The following is a 17,374-nucleotide window of genomic DNA, read 5'->3' as shown; positions in this document are numbered from 1 at the left end:
CAGAATCCCGCCTGGCGCCCCAACTTTGTAAAAGGCGCGTTACGTAGCCACCCAGCAGGGGTTCACTACGTCACTTGGGTGGTGCGAAGCCGTGGCGAGTGCCGATGTATCGGTTAAGGTAACCGCAACCCACCCGTCGGTGACGCCGGGCCCAGTCTCTCCGGTGGCGGAGCTCTGAGCTGCGCAGACCGGGTCACCCGAGCGGCCTTCGAGCCGCGAGGACGGAGGTGAGTGTGGAGATCCTTCTGTTGGTGACGGCACGTGCCGGTGAGCCTTCCGCCGTGTTGCCCGCCCTGGACCTGCTGCCCCACTCGGTTCGTACCGCTCCGCGCGACGTTCGCACTCTGGTGTCCGGGCCGAGCCCCGACGCGGTGCTCGTCGACGCCCGATCCGAGCTCTCCGAGGCGCGTGCCACCTGCCGCATGCTGCACGCCACCGGTATCGGTGTGCCGCTGATCGCGGTGGTCACCGAGGCCGGCCTGATCGCGCTGAACGCGGACTGGGGCGTCGACGACGTGATCCTGGCCAGCGCGGGTCCCGCCGAGGTCGAGGCCCGGCTGCGGCTCAGCGTCGGCCGGCTGAACAACGCGACGGCCGGGGCCGGTGGCTCGATCCGGGCCGGCGAGCTCAACATCGACCCGGACACCTACGCCGCCAAGCTCAAGGGCCGGCCGCTCGACCTGACGTACAAGGAGTTCGAGCTGCTCAAGTTCCTCGCCCAGCACCCGGGCCGGGTCTTCACCCGCGACCAGCTGCTCCGCGAGGTCTGGGGCTACGACTACTTCGGCGGCACCCGGACCGTCGACGTGCACGTGCGGCGCCTGCGGGCCAAACTCGGCTCGGAGTACGAGTCGATGATCGGCACCGTGCGCCAGGTGGGCTACAAGTTCGTGGTCCCGCCGTCCGGCCGCCAGCTGCCGGACAACAACCCGGTCTCACTCCCGGTCTAGATCCGTTGCTCAGGGAGACGGAGCGGCCGTCCGCCGCCGAGGCCACCGCCGTCCTGGCGCTGGCCGAGGCCGCGCGGTACCCGCTGTCCGAGGACGTGGAGCTGCGCGTCCGTAACGGCGGCGGCCGGCACCTGTTCGCCCACGCGCCGGACGGCACGCTCGCCGGCTACGCGTTCGTCGAGGACGGCGCCGGCGAGCTGGTCGTGCATCCGGCGTACCGGCGGCAGGGCCACGGCAGCGCGCTGCTGGCCGCGGCCGGCGGTGCGGCGCGCGGCTTCTGGGCGCACGGGGACGACCCGGGCGCCCGCGCGTTCGCCGAGCGGCACGGCTTCACCCGGGCGCGGGTGCTCTGGCAGATGCGCCGGTCCCTGCTCGAGCCGCTGCCCGACATCCCGCTGCCGGACGGCGTCACCGTGCGCGGGTTCCGGCCCGGCTCCGACGAGCAGGACTGGCTCGCGGTGAACGCGAAGGCCTTCGCCGAGCATCCGGAGCAGGGCCGCTGGACGATCGAGGATCTGCGGCTGCGCGAGGCGGAGCCATGGTTCGACCCGGCCGGTTTCCTGCTCGCCGTGGACATCGCGGACACCGTGCTCGGCTTCCACTGGACCAAGGTGCACCCGGCGACCGGCACGGACCCGGCGCTCGGCGAGATCTACGTGCTCGGGGTGGACCCGTCCGGGCACCGGCGCGGGCTCGGTGCCGCGCTGAGCGTGGCCGGGCTGCGGTATCTGGCCGCCGCCGGGCTGACCGTGGCCGGGCTGTATGTCGACGAGTCGAACTCGGCGGCCGTGGCGCTGTACCGGCGGCTGGGCTTCGAGATCTACCAGGCGGACATCAACTACCGTCGGTAACCCTGGCGTAACGCTCCCGCCGCCAGTCCTCGATCGTGAGGGCGGGCGGTGCTTCATGGTGGCGGCGCGCACACCCTTGGTAACGCCCAGGACAAGCCGGTATCTCGCTGAGGTCACGACCGGGCATACCTATCCGACATATCGGATGGCGGGAGCGCGGTTCACTTAACGGACAACTGGCAATCAGTGCTCGGCCATCTCGACGGCCAGACGTGTTCACTCCCAGTTCATTTGCGACCGGTTCGCAGGTCACTTCGCACTCTTAGTTTTCCCTTCGGGCCGGTGAGCGACCGGCTGCACTGAAACCCGAAGGGGACAACAACCGTGAAGTTCCAGCGGTCCGGTCTCGTTGCCGGCATTGCTCTGACTGCGACCATCGCGCTCACCGCGTGCGGCTCCGACAACACCGACACCAAGTCGGACACGGGCGCCGCCGCTCCGTCGGCGGGCACCTGCGCCGGCGGTACCCTGTCGGCTCAGGGCTCCAGCGCTCAGAAGAACGCCATGGACGAGTGGATCAAGGCGTACACCGCCGCGTGCGCCGACGCCAAGATCGACTACCAGGGCACCGGCTCCGGCGCCGGCGTGAAGGCCTTCATCTCCGGCCTCGCCGACTTCGCCGGTTCCGACTCGGCCCTCAAGGACGACGAGCAGCCGCAGGCCGACGCCAAGTGCGCCTCGCCGGCGCTCAACCTCCCGATGGTCACCGGCCCGATCGCGGTGGTCTACAACGTGCAGGGCGTCGACGGCCTGCAGCTGTCGGCCGCCACCATCGCGAAGATCTTCGCCGGCACCATCACCAAGTGGGACGACCCGGCGATCAAGGCGGAGAACGCCGACGCCAAGCTGCCGTCCGCCACCATCGAGGCGGTGCACCGCTCGGACGAGTCCGGCACCACCGACAACTTCACCAAGTACCTCAGCAAGGCCGCCGAGAAGGACTGGACCTTCGACCACTCCAAGGTGTGGCCGGCCACCAAGGGTGGCACCGGCGCGCCGAAGTCGGACGGTGTCGCGGCCAAGATCAAGAGCACCCCGAACACCATCTCGTACGTCGAGCTGTCCTTCGCGGAGAACAGCAGCCTGCAGAAGGCCAAGGTCAAGAACGGCGCCGGTGAGTACACCGAGCTGACCCCCGAGGCCGCCGGCAAGGCGATCGAGGGCGCGACCGTCAAGGGCACCGGCGACGACCTGAAGCTGGACATCGACTACAACACCAAGACGGCGGGCGCCTACCCGATCGTCCTGGCGACCTACGAGATCGTCTGCACCAAGTACGCGGACGCCGCCAAGGGCAAGGCCGTGCAGGGCTTCCTGAAGTACACCGCCAGCGCCGAGGGCCAGCAGAAGCTCGGCAGCCTGGGCTACGCGCCGCTGCCCGAGACGGTGCGCGCCAAGGTCGCCGCGTCGGTCGACAAGCTGTCCTGAACCCCCCGGTTCGTTAATCCCTCCGAGACGACAGCGAGCGCGTAGATGGGTGACATTCCCTCTCGCTCGGTGAACGCCACCGCCGGCGACCTGGGTGTGACTGGACGTCACGCTCGGGGCGCCGGTTCCGGCATGTCACCGGGCCGTTACGAAGAGCCCCCCTTCGGCGGTGGCGGTGCCCTCTCCAAGAAGGCCCGGTTCTCCATGGAGACCGGTTTCCGTGGCCTCTCGGTGGCCGCCGGCGCGATGGTGCTGGTCATCATCGTCGCGATCGCGGTCTTCCTGGTCTCCAAGGCGGTTCCGGCCCTGCAGGCCAACACCGAGAACTTTCTGACCTACAACCGCTGGACCCCGAACGAGGCGAACCCGGCCTTCGGTATCTCGGTCCTGGCCTTCGGCACCCTGCTGTCGTCGATCATCGCGCTCGTCGTCGCGGTGCCGATCGCGCTGGGCATCGCCCTCTTCCTCTCGCACTACGCGCCGAAGCGGCTGGCCACCCCGCTGGGCTTCGCGATCGACCTGCTCGCCGCGGTGCCCAGTGTGGTCTTCGGCCTCTGGGGCCGCGACGTCTTCCAGGAGCCGGTACGGGACTTCTCGGTCTGGCTCAACCACTACTTCGGCTGGTTGCCGATCTTCGGCGGCGAGGGCCCGTTCGGGCAGTCGATCATGCTCGGTGGCCTGGTCCTCGCGATCATGGTGCTGCCCATCGTGACCTCCCTGTCCCGCGAGGTCTTCCAGCAGACCCCGGGGATGAACGAGGAGGCCGCGCTGGCCCTGGGCGCGACCAAGTGGGAGATGATCCGCACCGCGGTCCTGCCGTACGGCAAGCCCGGCGTGATCGCCGCCGTGATGCTCGGCCTGGGCCGCGCGCTCGGCGAGACCATCGCGCTGGCGCTGACCCTCGGCATCACCTGGAACATCTCGTTCAACCTGATCGAGACCGGCGGCAACTCGGTCGCCGCGAACATCGCCAACTCCTTCGGCGAGGCGACCGACATCGGCCGGGGCGCCCTGATCGCCTCCGGCCTGGTGCTGTTCTCGATCACGCTCGTCGTCAACATGACCGCGCGGGCGATCATCTACCGTCGCCGTGAGTTCCGGGACAGTGCCGCATGAGCCTTTTGGACCGTGAGATGCCGGACGTCGTGATGACGCCCGACAACATCCGCAGCCGGACCTTCCCCGTCCTGTCCAACGTGCTGGTCGCGGTGGCCGCGCTCGTGGTGTCGGCGGCCGTGGTGCTCGGCACCGGCATCGGGAACTGGGTGCTGGTCGTCGTCCTCGGCGGTGTCTTCTACCTGGTCGGGCTCAACGTGGCCGCCAGCCGGGTGGAGGGCCGGCGGGCCGCCCGCAACCGGACCTGGCAGGCGCTCATCTACACCGCCTGCGTGCTGGCGGTCCTGCCGCTCGCCTCGGTGGTCTGGACGCTGCTGTCCAAGGGCGTGGAGCGCCTCGACAGCGACTTCTTCTTCACCACGATGGCCAACATCGGCGCCCGGGACCCGAACGGCGGCGCTTACCACGCCATCGTCGGCACCCTGGAGCAGGTCGGCATCGCCACCCTGCTCGCCGTGCCGCTCGGCGTGCTCGGCGCGATCTACCTGGTCGAGTACGGCCGCGGCCGGTTCGCCACCACGGTCCGGTTCTTCGTCGACGTGATGACGGGTATCCCGTCGATCGTCGCCGGCCTGTTCATCCTCTCCTTCTGGGTCCTGATCGTCAGCCCGTGGTTCAACGACGGGAACCCGGAGTACTCCGGGTTCGCGGCCGCGCTGGCGCTGACCGTGCTGATGCTGCCGACCATCGTCCGGTCCACCGAGGAGATGCTGCGCCTGGTGCCCGGTCCACTGCGGGAGGGCGCGTACGCGCTGGGCGTCCCACAGTGGAAGACGATCCTCAAGATCGTTCTGCCGACCGCGGCGCCCGGCATCGTCACCGGCGTCATGCTCGCCATCGCCCGCGCGGCCGGCGAGACGGCCCCGGTGCTGCTGGTGGCGGGTGGTCTCGCCCGGAAGAACCCCAACCCGTTCTCCGGGGGCCAGTCCTCGCTGGCGCTCTACGTCTTCCAGCAGGCCGGCGACGCCTCGAAGTTCGCGCCGGCTCGCGCCTGGACCGCCGCGCTGACGCTTGTCGCGCTCGTGCTGATCTTCACCGTCGGCGCCAAGCTGCTCGCCCGCCGCAACAAACTGACCCGGTAAAAGAGGTTCCCCCACCATGGCCAAGCGCATCGAGGCGAGCAACGTCTCCTCCTACTACGGTTCCTTCAAGGCGATCGACAACGTCTCGATGGTCGTGGAGCCGAAGACCATCACCGCCCTGATCGGCCCGTCCGGCTGCGGCAAGTCGACCTTCCTCCGGTCGATCAACCGCATGCACGAGGTCCTGCCGAACGCCCGGATCGAGGGGCGCCTCACCATCGACGACCAGAACATCTACGACCCGGACGTGGACATCACCGCCGTGCGTCGCATGATCGGCATGGTCTTCCAGCGGCCGAACCCGTTCCCGACCATGTCGATCTACGAGAACACCGTCGCCGGCCTCAAGCTCAACGGCGTGAAGAAGAAGTCGATCCTGGACGACGCCGCGGAGAAGTCGCTGCGCGCGGCGAACCTCTGGGACGAGGTCAAGGACCGGCTGGCCCGGCCGGGTGCCGGCCTCTCCGGCGGTCAGCAGCAGCGTCTCTGCATCGCCCGGACGATCGCCGTGGAGCCGCAGGTCGTGCTGATGGACGAGCCGTGCTCCGCGCTCGACCCGATCTCGACGCTGGCGATCGAGGACCTGATGTTCAAGCTGAAGGACCGCTTCACGATCATCATCGTCACGCACAACATGCAGCAGGCCGCCCGGGTCAGCGACAAGACCGGGTTCTTCTCGATCGACAAGACCGGCGAGCCCGGCCGCCTCATCGAGTACGACGACACCCAGAAGATCTTCAGCAACCCCAGCCAGAAGAAGACCGAGGACTACATCACCGGCCGCTTCGGCTGAGCTGGGCGGGAGCGCCGATTCCGGTACGGGGATCGGCGCTCCGCCGCGTCACAGACTCAGCGTGGCGGTGCCGTCCGGGGCGACGTCGATGCGGGGCATCACCGGGTTGGCGGCGTCCCGGTGCTCGGCGGCGGCCACCACGCCGGGGATGGTGCCAGCCGCGGCGATCTGGTTCAGGGTGTGCCGGGTCGGTGGCAGCATCGGCAGGCCGGCCGAGTCCAGCGGATCGATCCAGGCGGTGCGGTCGGCCTCGCCGGACACGTCCCGGGCCTCCTGCGACTGCGGCAGCAGCGCCACGAAGAACCAGGTGTCGAACCTTTTCGGCTCGAACTCCGGGGTGATCCACCGGGCCCACGGCAGCAGCAGGTCGTCGCGCAGCCGCAGGCCCCGGCGCGCCAGCAGGTCGGCCATGGTCAGCTCGCGGCGCAGCACCGCGGCCCGGTCCGACTCCCAGGTCGGGTCGTCGGCGTCGGCCACCGTGCGGTCCGGTTCCGCGGCCGGGCCGGCCAGCACCACGCCGGCCTCCTCGAACAGCTCCCGGGCCGCCGCGCCGACCACCGCCCGGGCCTGCTCCTCGGGCAGGCCGAGCCGGGTGGCCCAGTCGTCGCGCAGCGTCTCCGGCCGGTCCGACGGGTCGACGGCGCCGCCCGGGAAGGCGTACACCCCACCGAACGCCATCGAGGTCCTCCGGCGCAGCACGTACACCTGGAAGGCGGCGCCGGCCGGTCTCAGCAGGACTACCGTGGCGGCCGGGCGGGCCGGCGCGGGCGGGCCGGTGAACTCCCGGGCCCTCTTCATCATGGCGGGTGGTAGCGGCATCGGCTCGGTCACCGGTCGATCGTGCCACCTTCCGGGTCGTTCGGGCGGGTCTCGGGGCAGGCGTCGGCTCGGTCGCGTGCCGGTCCTGGCGCCGTCCGGGTCGTTCAGGCGGCTCCCCGGGGACCGGATGGGCGATAGCGTATGGATCATGACCGGACAGAACGTTCGCTGGGGCATCCTCGGGCCCGGCGGAATCGCCGCCACCTTCGCCGCCGACCTCCCGCTGGTGCCCGGTGCCGAGCTGGCCGCGGTCGGCTCCCGCAACCAGGCCACCGCCGACGCCTTCGCGGAGCGCTTCGGGTTCGCCCGCGCACACGGTTCGTACACCGCGCTGGCCGCCGACGACGAGGTGGACGTGGTCTACGTCGCCACCCCGCACGCCTTCCACCTGGCCGGCGCGCTGGAGTGCGTCGAGGCCGGCAAGGCGGTGCTGGTGGAGAAGCCCATCACGCTCGACCTGGCGTCAGCGGCCCAGCTGATCGCGGCCGCCCGGACCCGCGGGGTGTTCCTCATGGAGGCCATGTGGATGCGCTGCAACCCGGCCATCCGCAAGGCCGCCGAACTGGTCGAGGAGGGCGCCATCGGCTGGGTGAGCGCGGTGCACGCGGACTTCGGGCTGCAGGGCCCGTTCGCCGCCGAGCACCGGCTGCGTGCCCCGGAGCTGGGCGGCGGGGCACTGCTCGACCTCGGCGTCTACCCGATCCACCTGGCCCATCTCTTCCTCGGGCTGCCGATCTCGGTGCAGGCCTGGGCGCACCTCACCCCGGAGCGGGTGGACGAGCACACCGGCGTGCTGCTCGGCTACCAGTCCGGCGCGGTCGCCGCGCTGACCTGCAGCATCAACGGCGCCAGCCGCAACGCCGCCTCGATCACCGGCACCGACGGCCGGATCGACATCCCGCCGGGCTTCATGGTGCCCCGCTCGTTCACGCTCAGCCGCCCGGACAAGGCGCCGGAGACGTTCGCGTTCGACTTCCCGGGCAGCGGCTACCAGTTCGAGGCGGCCGAGGTCCAGCGCTGCCTGGCCGCCGGCGAGCTGGAGAGCCCGCTGGTCTCGCAGAACACCACGCTGGAGGTCATGAACCTCCTCGACTCCATCCGCGAACAGGTGGGCGTCTACTACCCCGCTTGATCCACCGCCTCGATCCCGCCCGGCCGTGGTGGTGCTGTGCGGCGCGGTGATGCCACCACCATGACCAGCCCCGGGGTGGGCGGGGTCGGGTTCGGGGTTGGCGGTCGGGGCCACCCGCGGGCGTCGCCCTTGCGGGCCGGGCGTCCGGGACGCGCCAGCGTCCTGCCCGGCCCGGAAGGGTCCCTGGCGGGAGCGACGATCAGTGATCAGCGCGGATCCGAGTCAGCGAGCTCTTGAGGGTGCCGACCGGTTACCGGCGGCCGGGCTAGGTGAAGAGCGGCCTGGTCACGAAGTACAGGAGGCAGGCGATGAAGGCCGCGGCGGGGAACGTCGTGACCCAGGCGATGACGATGTTGCCGGCCACGTTCCAGCGGACCGCGCTGAGGCGTTTGGTGGCACCGACGCCCATGATCGCTGAGGTGATGGTGTGTGTGGTGGAGATCGGCGCCTTCAGAACCCAGGCGTTGAAGTAGAGCACCGAGCTGGCCACCATCTCGGCGGCGAAGCCCTCGGACGGACCCAGGTCGATGATTTTGCGGCCCAGCGTGCGGATGATCCGCCAGCCGCCGGTGTAGGTGCCGGCCGCCAGCATGGTGGCCGAGGCCCAGTAGACCCACTGCGGTATCTCCGTGGTGGTGCTCTGGTAGCCGCCGGTGTAGAGCGCCAGGACCACGATGCCCATGGTCTTCGCGGCGTCCTGGGTGCCGTGCCCGACCGCCATGAACGCCGCGGAGACGGTCTGGGCCATGCGGAACCCGCGGTTCAGCTTGCCCGGGTGGCCGCGCCGGAACGTCCACATCAGCGCGACCATCGCGACGAAGCCGAGGACCAGCCCGACCACCGGGGAGAGCACCATCGGGATCAGGACCTTGTGCGCGATGTTCGCCCACTGGACGGTGCCGATGCTGGCCACCGTCGTCGCGCCGACCAGGCCGCCGAAGAGCGCGTGTGACGAGCTGGACGGCAGGCCGAAGTACCAGGTGATCAGGTTCCAGGCGATCGCGCCGAGCACGCCGGCGAAGACGATGCCCAGGCTGGGGACGCCGACCGGCAGCTTGACCAGGCCCTCACCGACGGTCTGGGCGACCTTGGTGCCCAGGTGCGCGCCGATGAAGTTGCCGACGGCGGCCATCGCGAGCGCGACCCGCGGGGTGAGCGCGCGGGTGCTGACACTGGTCGCGATCGCGTTGGCCGCGTCGTGGAAGCCGTTGGTGTAGTCGAACACCATCGCGGCGGTGATCACCGCCAGGACGGCGACGAGTTCGGCAGACAAGTTCCTACGACTCCTTGACCGCGATGGTCTCGACCGTGTTCGCCACGTGCTCGAACGCGTCGCAGGCCGCCTCCAGCTCGTCGGCGACCTCCTTCATCTTCAGGACGGTCAGTGCGTCGTACTCCCCGGAGAAGAGCCGGACCAGCAGCATCCGGTAGGCGCGGTCGCCGTCGTTCTCCAGCCGGTTGATCTCGATCCAGTACTCCTCGAGACCCTTCATCGAGCGCAGCCGCGGCATCGCCTCGGAGGTGATTTTCGCCTGCTGGTCGAGCACGTTGATCAGCTCGTGCATCTCCCGGGGCAGCGACGGCAGCTCGGTCAGCCCGTAGAGGTAGAGCAGGTTGCCGACCGCCTCCAGGTGGTCCATCACGTCGTCCAGCTGCGAGCCGAGCGAATAGATGTCGGCCCTGTCGAACGGCGTGATGAAGGTGGAGTTGATCTTTTTGTACAGCTCGTGGGTGATCGCGTCGCTGTCGTGCTCCACATCGCTCAGCCGTTCACTGACCGACTGCACGTCGACGCCGGGCAGAGCCAGCTCGTTGAGCAGCTCGGTGCCCTTCACCAGGTTCAACGAGGCCTTGGTGAAGAGGTCGTAGAAGACGCCCTCGACGGGGCGGAATGAGAACTTCACGGCACGGACCTCGATCGACGGGTTTTTCTCGCTTGATCTCCGCAGGCATGCTATCGGTCCACGGGTGTTCACCCGTTCGACACCGTCCCAAACCGGCGAAGATGCTTCGCCAGTCCGGCGATGTCGGCGTCGGCGATCACGTCGACCCCGGCGTGGATCAGTTCCGACCAGATCGCCTGCCGGGCCCGCCGGGACGCGCCCGGCAGGCCGCCGATCCGGACCAGGTGGCCCTGATCGTGCGCGGCCTGGACCAGCGCGTGCAGCAGATGGCGCTCCTCGGCGGTGATCGCCTCGCGGCCGTCCCAGCCGAACCGGTACGCCCACGGCTCGGCGAGCACCGGCACGAGCTCCAGCGGGACCGGGCCGGTGGTCAGGTCGTCGAAGGAGCCCTCGGCGAACGCGTGGCGCACCGGCTGGGCGGCGAGCAACTCCCGCGCGTTGGCGATGCCGGTCACCGTGACCGTCACCACGCCCGGCGTCAGCTCCCCGCCGGCGCTGCGGCTGAGCAGCGGCGCGTGGTCACGCAGCTGCTGGTCCAGCATCCGGTACGCGCGCAGCAGCGACTCGGTGTCCCGGCCGCGCCCGGCGAACTCGACCACCAGCTGGAACGGCGCCCGCTGGTCGCTCCACAGCCGGCCGGCGCTGGCCTGTGCGCGGGTGAACAGCGGCGCCAGCACGAGCCGGCGCAGGGTGCGGCCGGGCTGCGGGTCGCCGGGGCCGAGGAACAGCTCGCCGTGCGGGCCGGGGGTGACCCGGACGGTCATCCCGCCCAGCCCGAGCCGCAGCACCATCGGCAGCGGATCGATGAGCCGGTCCGGGACCAGCGCGTGCCCGGCGGTCAGGCAGGGTCGGGGCCGGCGGGCCAGGGCGATCGACATCGCGCCGCCGGCACCGGCGAGTCCGGCCAGGCTGCCCGCGAGAGTCGCCATGTCCTGCACGTGCGCTCACCACCCTATTTACCGGAAATATCCCGTTTCATACTGTGGCACAGCTGATACCCGAGCCCGGGCAAGCCGCGCAGAATATGACCATGCCGTTGCCTGCCGCGCCCGAGTTCGAGGCACATCGGTCGTACCTGACGGCCGTCGCCTTCCGGATCCTCGGCAACCGGGCCGAGGCGGAGGACGCCGTGCAGGAGGCGTGGCTGCGCTTCGCGCAGCAGCCCGGCATCCGGGACGCGCGCGGCTGGCTGACCACTGTCACCTCACGGATCTGCCTGGACCAGCTCAACTCGGCTCGGGTACGCCGTACCGCCTACCCCGGTGAGTGGCTCCCGGTCTTCGCCGTCGACCCGGACGCCGACCCGGCCGTCCACGCCGAGCAGGCCGACCAGGTCAGCATGGCGCTGCTCGTCGTCCTGGAACGGCTCACCCCCGAGCAGCGGGTGGCGTTCGTGCTGCACGACGCGTTCGGGCTGCCGTTCGAGGAGGTGGCGGCGGTGCTGGACACCACGCCGGCGGCGGCCCGGCAGCACGCCTCGCGGGGCCGGCGGGCCGCGGCCGACGGCGGGATCCGGCACACCGCCGGGCCGGCCGAGCAGCGGCGGGTGCTGACCGCGTTCCTGACGGCGGCACAGAGCGGCGATTTCCGTACGCTGGCGGCGGTCCTGGCCCCCGATGTCGTCGCGATCAGCGACGGCGGCGGGGTGGTCCGCAGCGCGTTGCGGCCGATCTTCGGGGCGGAGAAGGTGGGCCGGCTCTTCCACGGCCTGCTCACCCATCGGATGGCCGAGATGACCGACGTCATGGTGGAGCCGGTGACCGTCGAGGGTGGCGCGGCGATGCTGCTGCGGGCGCGGCTGGGCGGCGCCCCGGTGTGCTCGGTGGTCACCGTCGCCGTCGACGGCGGGCGGATCACCGGGGTCTTCACCCAGCAGAACCCGGCGAAGGTGTTACTGCGTGACCTCTAGCAGGTGCTTGCGGTAATGCGTGGCGAACGGCTCGGTACCGTCGCCGAGCTGGTCCATCAGCAGCCGGGCGGCCGCGTTGGCATGGCCGACCAGATCCTCCGGGTAACCGAACAGGGTCCGGTGCTCGTCGAACTCGTCCTCGTCGCGTAGTTCGACAAGGCCGGTCTCGCGGCGGCGGACCACGTCCAGGTCCAGGTCGACGATGTGCACCGTGTCACCCTCCCAGCGGGCCGGGGTGGTGATGTCGCAGTAGACCTCGCTGGTCCGCGGCGGCGGGTTGAACATGCCCGTCCACCAGGCGTGATGCGGCACGAGCAGGACGAACGGGATCTGCTCGACGGACGGGCGGCCGTGGTAGACCGACGCGGTACCCTGCGTCACGCCGACCCAGACGCCCAGGTCGTCCTCGGCCAGTCGGCGGGCCGGATAGTCACGATGAGCCGAACCGTCGTACTTCGTGTAGATGACCCGGACCATCTCGCTCGGCATGGGTGCACCCTAACGTTGCACCGGTTCTGTCGGTGGTGCCGGGTACGGTTCCTGGGTGCCCGCAGCTACCAAGAAGAAGGCGACCGCCGGACAGCTTCTCGCCGCCGCGGTCGGCGCCGTTCCCGGGGGTTCCTCCCGCCCGGGGCAGGAGGCCATGGTCGAGGCGATCGACAAGGCCATCAAGGACCGGACGCACCTGCTGATCCAGGCCGGCACGGGCACCGGCAAGAGCCTCGGCTACCTGACCCCCGCGCTGCTCGTGGAGGGTCCCGTGGTGGTCTCCACGGCCACCCTCGCCCTGCAGAACCAGCTGGTCGAGCACGACCTGCCCCGGCTGGCCGCCGCTGTCGAGCCGGTCCTCGGGCGCAAGCCGACCTTCGCCGTCCTCAAGGGCCGGCACCACTACCTCTGCATGGCCAAGCTGGAGCACGCCGACGCCGAGGCGCCCACCGACACGCTCTTCGACGACGCGTCGGCGCCCAAGGCGGGCCAATGGCTGGGCGAGGCCGGCCGGCTCGGCAAGCAGGTCGTCCGGATCCGCAAGTGGGCCGACAAGACCCAGACCGGCGACCGCGACGAGCTCGACCCGGGCGTCGACGACAACGCGTGGCGGGCGGTCTCCATGCCGGCCCGGGACTGCGTCGGCGCCGCCAAGTGTCCGTACGGGCAGGAGTGCTTCGCCGAGGCGTCCCGGGTGCGCGCCCGCGAGGCCGACATCGTGGTCACCAACCACAGCCTGCTCGCCGTCGACATGCTCGCCGAGCGGCACATCATCCCGCCGCACAAGCTGCTGGTCGTCGACGAGGCGCACGAGCTGGCCGAGCGGGTCTCGTCCGCCTCGCAGGCCGAGCTCACCCCGGACGCGATCGAGCGGGCCGGCCGCCGCGCCCGCACCCTGGTCCCGCCGGCCGCCGCCGAGTCACTCGCCGAGGCGGCCGACGCGCTCACCGTCGCCCTCGCCGACGTGCCGGCCGGCCGGCTCACCGACGGCCTGCCCGACCCGCTCCGGCAGGCGGTCACCCTGCTCGAGTCGGCCACCCGGGCCGGGCTCACCGCGATCGGCGACATCAAGTCCGACGACCCCGACCCGGTGCGCAAGCAGCAGGCCAAAGCGGTCCTCGACGAGCTCTCCACGACCGCCCAGCGGCTGCTGGAGGAGGACGACTTCGACGTCGCCTGGGTGGAGAAATCCGACCTCGGCGCCGGCCGGCGGGCGCTCGTGGTCGCCCCGCTGTCCGTGCACGGCACGCTCTCCCAGGCGCTCTACTCGGACCGCACGGTGGTGGCCGCCTCGGCGACGCTGACCCTGGGTGGCCGATTCGACACCGTCGCCCGCTCGCTGGGCCTGCCGGTCGCCGCCGCCGAGGCCGCCTCCGGCGACGGCTGGACGTCGCTCGACGTCGGCTCCCCCTTCGACTATCCGAAACAAGGGATTCTGTACGTCGCGGCGCACCTGCCGCGCCCGATGGCCTCCGGGCTGCCCGACGCGGCGGGCGAGGAGCTGCTCCAGTTGGTGCGGGCGCTCGGCGGTCGCACGCTCGGGCTGTTCTCCTCACGGAAAGCGGCAAGCCAGGCGGCCGAGCTGCTGCGCGCCAAGACCGACCTGCCGATCCTGCTGCAGGGCGACGAGACGCTGCCGATCCTGGTCCGCAAGTTCCGGGAGGACAAGTCCAGCTGCCTGTTCGGCGTGATGTCGCTCTGGCAGGGCGTCGACGTGCCCGGCGACGCCTGCCAGCTCGTGGTGATCGACCGGCTGCCGTTCCCCCGCCCCGACGAGCCGCTGGCCGCCGCCCGGGCCGCCGCGGCTGACGCGGCCCGGCCGGGCTCCGGCTTCGCCTCGGTGAGCGTGCCGATCGCGGCGGTGCGGCTCGCCCAGGGGGTGGGCCGGCTGATCCGCTCGACCGGGGACAAGGGGGTGGTCGCGGTCCTGGACTCCAGGCTGGAGACGGCCCGCAGCTACGGCACGTTCCTGCGCAGGTCACTGCCGCCGTTCTGGTACACGACGCGGTCCGAGGTCGCCCTGGGCGCCCTCACCCGTCTCGCGAAAGCCGAGGAGACGGCGTGATGCGGGTCGCGTGCACGTTCCTGGTCGGGGCGGGTGGGGCGCTGCTGCTGCAGTTGCGGGATGACAAGGCGCCGTACTACCCCGGCGTGTGGGGGCTGCCCGGCGGGGCGATCGAGGACGGGGAGACGGCTGTCCAGGCGGCGGCTCGGGAGCTGTGGGAGGAGGCCCAGGTCCGGGCGGTGGGGGAGCTGAGGCTCTTCGAGCGGCAGGAGTTGCCGGCGCAGGGGCGGATCAAGCACTACTTCTTCGGGCGGACCACGGCTACCCAGGCGGACGTGGTGCTCGGGGAGGGCGCGGCGATGGTCTTCGTGCCGGCGGACGAGGTGCTCGGGCGGCCGTTCACGCCCGGTTCGGCCGAGGTGATCGCGCGGTTCCTGGAGTCGCCCGAGTACCGCGCGACGGTGGCCGGCGCGGCCTGACCCGACGGCCGCTTCGACGGCACGGCCGCCCCGGGGTTCCCGGTGGCCGGAGCGCTCGGCTCAGGCGGGCGGGAGGGGGCGTGTCACGATGGCTGCCGTGACGGTGCCGGAGGACTTCGCAGGGGTGCCGGTGACCGTGCCCGGGCGGAAGCGGAGACGACGGTGGCCGGCTGCCGTGGTGGCCGGGTGGATCGTCGTACTGGCGGGGATCTCCTGGTGGTCGGTGCGTCACGACCCGGCGACCGTGCCGGAGCAGCAGGACCTGGGTGAGGCGATGCCGGCGCTGCGGGCGGCGACCGGGACGCTGCTGGCCGCGGCGGGGGACGGGCCGTGGGCGGTCCGGCTCGGGGCGCCGCGCGCCGAGACCTGTGAGCTGACGCCGGTCCGGGACGGGACGGACGCGGGGCAGGACATCTTCCTCTACGTGCCCGAGGGACAGGCCAGGACCGCGCTGAACGAGGTGGCGGCGGCACTGCCGGAGCGTTACCGGGCCGCCGTGGTGCCGACGCGCGCCGGGACGCGGCTGTCACTCCTCGCGGATGCCGGGGCCTTCATCGCCATCGAGGCGCAGGCACAGGCGGCGGACCAGGTGCTGACGCTGTCGGTGGACACCGGATGCCGCCCGGGGAAACCGGACCGGACCGGGACATCGGCGGCGCCGGTGGCTCCGGCGGGGGCGGTGCCGGCCCTGCTGGGGGAGACCGTGGCGGCGCTCGGCGGGGTGGCCGGGAGCGGCGTGTCGGTACAGGAGATCGGATGTCCGGCGGGCGGGACGGCGGCCACCTACCGGGCGGCCGCCGGCGCGAGCGGGGGCCGGCCGCGCGGGGTGCCCGACGGGGTGACGCCGGTGTGGTCGGGGGCGGCCGGATGGGCGTACCGGAAAGGGCCGGCATCGGTCGTGGTGGACGCGAGCGGTGAGCGGTTGCAAGTCAGCGTGACCACCCCGTGCCGTGCCTGACGCGCAGCGTCAGTAGACGAGGGCCTGGGCGCCCTCGGACATGATCTCCTCGACGAAGACCGCGGCGCCGGCGATCCGGATGCCCGGCAGGACGTCACCCGGGCCGATGCCGCGGCGGGCGGCGCACTGCGTGCAGGCGGTGATCCGGCCGGCCTCCAGCAGCACCTCGATCAGATCGGGCAGCGGCGCGGCGTGCGGCAGCTCGAACTCGGCGGCCCGGCCGGGCAGGGCGAACCAGGTGGACTCGCCGGTCAGCCAGAGCGACACGTCGACCCCGGCGGTCGCGGCCGTGGTCGCCACGTTGAACGCCTGGTTGCAGCGTTCCGGGGCGTCGGCTCCGGCGGTGGCCTTGACGACCAGCAAGCGTGCCATACCGGCCAGCATAAGATGGGCCGGTCATGGTTACGGAGATCGGGTTCGTGAGCCTGCTGGTCGCCGCGATGGGCGCGCTGGCGGGCGGTTTCGGCTATTTGGCAATGCGTATTTCGAGGGGGCGCTGGTGAGCGGCGAGCAGGACAACCCACTGGGCCCGCCGCCGTGGCTGAACGCCCCGCCGGTCGACCCCTACCCCTACGAGGACACCCACGACCTGCGGGTCGGCCCCGACCTGCACCCGTCGCTGCTCGGGCTGCTGCCGTTCGTCGGTCTGTGGCGGGGCCGGGGCCAGGGCGGATTCCCGGCGGAGGAGGACTTCAACTTCGCGCAGGAGATCCGGATCAGCCACGACGGGCGGGACTTCTTGCGCTACGAGTCGCGGGCCTGGCTGCTCGACGACGAGTCGCAGCCGCTCGGGCAGGCGCTGACCGAGTCGGGCTTCTGGCGGCCGGTGCTGGTCGACGGGCGGCCGGGCGACGAGATGGAAGCCACGATGATCCGGCCGGACGGGGTCGCCGAGCTGTACCTGGGCAAGGCGGCGACGACCCGGTTGGAGATGGGCACGGACGCGGTGGCGTACACGCCGTCCGGGCTGCATGTGACGGGCGGGCATCGGTTGTTCGGGATCGTGGACGCGGCGCTGCTGTACGCGCACGAGATCTCGATCGACAACAGCCCGTTGACGCCGCACATGTCGGCGCGGTTGTTGCGCGTCGGCGGCTGAGTTCCGGCGGTTCGCGTCCGCGGTTTTGTAGTTCCGTGTTTGGCGTTTCCGCGGGGAGCCTGGCTCCCCGCGGTCTTCCCAGTGCGTTCACTCCCGAGGGAGTCGCCTGGTTACTGCCCAGCCGGCCGGTAGGGGTCCGCGGTCGGTCGCGGTCTGGATGCCAGGCCAGGGGGTCGCTGGTCACGGTCGCGGCCGCCGGTAACGGTCTGCGGGCGGCCCGGTCGAATCGGATATGCGCCGGGTCCCGGTCCGCAATCCGCTTTCGGCTGCAGTCCGACATTTCCGGTACGCCCACTGCCCGGTCCCGCCGGTCCCGCCGCACACCCACCCCGGCTGGTTGTGGTGGTGGTGTGCGGGGTC

The 17,374-nt window shown here is 71.2% G+C and carries 19 protein-coding genes; 13 read left to right on the top strand and 6 right to left on the bottom strand.

Going from position 1 to position 17,374, the window contains the following annotated elements:
• Window positions 1-233 precede the first annotated feature (233 nt).
• From Actob_RS41540 to pstB, 6 genes are all read left to right on the top strand, one after another.
• A complete protein-coding gene (locus Actob_RS41540; protein WP_284917438.1) occupies window positions 234-950 on the top strand; it encodes a winged helix-turn-helix transcriptional regulator in 717 nt (238 codons plus the stop codon).
• A gap of 5 nt (window positions 951-955) precedes the next feature.
• Complete coding sequence (mshD, locus tag Actob_RS41535; protein WP_284917437.1) at window positions 956-1,801, top strand: mycothiol synthase; 846 nt, start codon at window positions 956-958, stop codon at window positions 1,799-1,801.
• A gap of 324 nt (window positions 1,802-2,125) precedes the next feature.
• Complete coding sequence (pstS, locus tag Actob_RS41530) at window positions 2,126-3,229, top strand: phosphate ABC transporter substrate-binding protein PstS (RefSeq protein ID WP_284917436.1); 1,104 nt, start codon at window positions 2,126-2,128, stop codon at window positions 3,227-3,229.
• Between the two features lie 45 nt (window positions 3,230-3,274).
• Complete coding sequence (gene pstC, locus Actob_RS41525) at window positions 3,275-4,345, top strand: phosphate ABC transporter permease subunit PstC (protein WP_284917435.1); 1,071 nt, start codon at window positions 3,275-3,277, stop codon at window positions 4,343-4,345.
• Between the two features lie 32 nt (window positions 4,346-4,377).
• On the top strand, window positions 4,378-5,427 hold the full coding sequence (gene pstA / locus Actob_RS41520) for a phosphate ABC transporter permease PstA (RefSeq protein WP_407653747.1): 1,050 nt from the start codon (window positions 4,378-4,380) through the stop codon (window positions 5,425-5,427).
• Between the two features lie 16 nt (window positions 5,428-5,443).
• Window positions 5,444-6,220 (top strand): phosphate ABC transporter ATP-binding protein PstB, encoded by a 777-nt coding sequence (pstB, locus tag Actob_RS41515; protein ID WP_284917433.1) that lies wholly within the window; start codon window positions 5,444-5,446, stop codon window positions 6,218-6,220.
• Window positions 6,221-6,268: 48 nt separating this feature from the next.
• Here the strand turns inward: pstB and Actob_RS41510 are convergent, their stop codons facing one another.
• Complete coding sequence (locus Actob_RS41510; RefSeq protein WP_407653746.1) at window positions 6,269-7,039, bottom strand: NUDIX hydrolase; 771 nt, start codon at window positions 7,037-7,039, stop codon at window positions 6,269-6,271.
• Between the two features lie 148 nt (window positions 7,040-7,187).
• On the opposite strand from Actob_RS41510, the gene Actob_RS41505 reads away from it, so the two are divergent.
• On the top strand, window positions 7,188-8,171 hold the full coding sequence (locus Actob_RS41505) for a Gfo/Idh/MocA family protein (RefSeq protein ID WP_284917432.1): 984 nt from the start codon (window positions 7,188-7,190) through the stop codon (window positions 8,169-8,171).
• 265 nt (window positions 8,172-8,436) lie between these two features.
• Here the strand turns inward: Actob_RS41505 and Actob_RS41500 are convergent, their stop codons facing one another.
• The 3 genes from Actob_RS41500 to Actob_RS41490 all read right to left on the bottom strand — a co-directional run bounded on the left by Actob_RS41500 (window position 8,437) and on the right by Actob_RS41490 (window position 11,004).
• On the bottom strand, window positions 8,437-9,444 hold the full coding sequence (locus Actob_RS41500; protein WP_284917431.1) for an inorganic phosphate transporter: 1,008 nt from the start codon (window positions 9,442-9,444) through the stop codon (window positions 8,437-8,439).
• A gap of 4 nt (window positions 9,445-9,448) precedes the next feature.
• Window positions 9,449-10,075, bottom strand: a complete 627-nt coding sequence (locus Actob_RS41495; protein WP_284917430.1) for a DUF47 domain-containing protein — start codon at window positions 10,073-10,075, stop codon at window positions 9,449-9,451.
• Window positions 10,076-10,143: 68 nt separating this feature from the next.
• Window positions 10,144-11,004, bottom strand: a complete 861-nt coding sequence (locus tag Actob_RS41490) for a PI-PLC domain-containing protein (protein ID WP_284917429.1) — start codon at window positions 11,002-11,004, stop codon at window positions 10,144-10,146.
• A gap of 101 nt (window positions 11,005-11,105) precedes the next feature.
• Between Actob_RS41490 and sigJ the strand changes: the two genes are divergently transcribed.
• On the top strand, window positions 11,106-11,984 hold the full coding sequence (gene sigJ / locus Actob_RS41485; protein WP_284917428.1) for an RNA polymerase sigma factor SigJ: 879 nt from the start codon (window positions 11,106-11,108) through the stop codon (window positions 11,982-11,984).
• On the opposite strand, the gene Actob_RS41480 is transcribed toward sigJ, so the two are convergent.
• Window positions 11,967-12,473 (bottom strand): DUF402 domain-containing protein, encoded by a 507-nt coding sequence (locus Actob_RS41480; RefSeq protein WP_284917427.1) that lies wholly within the window; start codon window positions 12,471-12,473, stop codon window positions 11,967-11,969. The two genes, sigJ and Actob_RS41480, sit on opposite strands and share 18 nt — an antisense overlap.
• Window positions 12,474-12,627: 154 nt before the next feature.
• Here Actob_RS41480 and Actob_RS41475 point away from each other — a divergent pair, with 154 nt between their 5' ends.
• The 3 genes from Actob_RS41475 (at window position 12,628) to Actob_RS41465 (ending at window position 15,915) form a co-directional block, all read left to right on the top strand.
• Complete coding sequence (locus tag Actob_RS41475) at window positions 12,628-14,538, top strand: ATP-dependent DNA helicase (RefSeq protein WP_284922507.1); 1,911 nt, start codon at window positions 12,628-12,630, stop codon at window positions 14,536-14,538.
• Window positions 14,538-14,957, top strand: a complete 420-nt coding sequence (locus Actob_RS41470) for an NUDIX hydrolase (RefSeq protein WP_284922506.1) — start codon at window positions 14,538-14,540, stop codon at window positions 14,955-14,957. Before Actob_RS41475 ends, Actob_RS41470 begins: the two co-directional genes overlap by 1 nt.
• A 97-nt stretch (window positions 14,958-15,054) precedes the next feature.
• Window positions 15,055-15,915, top strand: a complete 861-nt coding sequence (locus tag Actob_RS41465) for a hypothetical protein (RefSeq protein ID WP_284917426.1) — start codon at window positions 15,055-15,057, stop codon at window positions 15,913-15,915.
• Between the two features lie 9 nt (window positions 15,916-15,924).
• On the opposite strand, the gene Actob_RS41460 is transcribed toward Actob_RS41465, so the two are convergent.
• Window positions 15,925-16,299 carry a DsrE family protein gene (locus Actob_RS41460; protein WP_284917425.1) on the bottom strand — a complete coding sequence of 125 codons (375 nt, stop codon included), beginning with the start codon at window positions 16,297-16,299 and terminating at the stop codon, window positions 15,925-15,927.
• A 14-nt stretch (window positions 16,300-16,313) separates the two neighbouring features.
• Here Actob_RS41460 and mtfM point away from each other — a divergent pair, with 14 nt between their 5' ends.
• Window positions 16,314-16,418 (top strand): small membrane protein MtfM, encoded by a 105-nt coding sequence (gene mtfM, locus Actob_RS41455; protein WP_268248667.1) that lies wholly within the window; start codon window positions 16,314-16,316, stop codon window positions 16,416-16,418.
• Window positions 16,415-17,014: an FABP family protein gene (locus tag Actob_RS41450; protein WP_284917424.1), complete on the top strand. Its 600-nt coding sequence runs from the start codon at window positions 16,415-16,417 to the stop codon at window positions 17,012-17,014. Before mtfM ends, Actob_RS41450 begins: the two co-directional genes overlap by 4 nt.
• Window positions 17,015-17,374 lie beyond the last annotated feature (360 nt).

Origin of the sequence: Actinoplanes oblitus (genome assembly GCF_030252345.1) — a bacterium.
Classification (GTDB): Bacteria; Actinomycetota; Actinomycetes; order Mycobacteriales; family Micromonosporaceae; genus Actinoplanes; species Actinoplanes oblitus.
The sequence above is the reverse complement of the archived record's forward strand: the minus strand, read 5'-3'. Positions and strand labels throughout refer to the sequence as shown.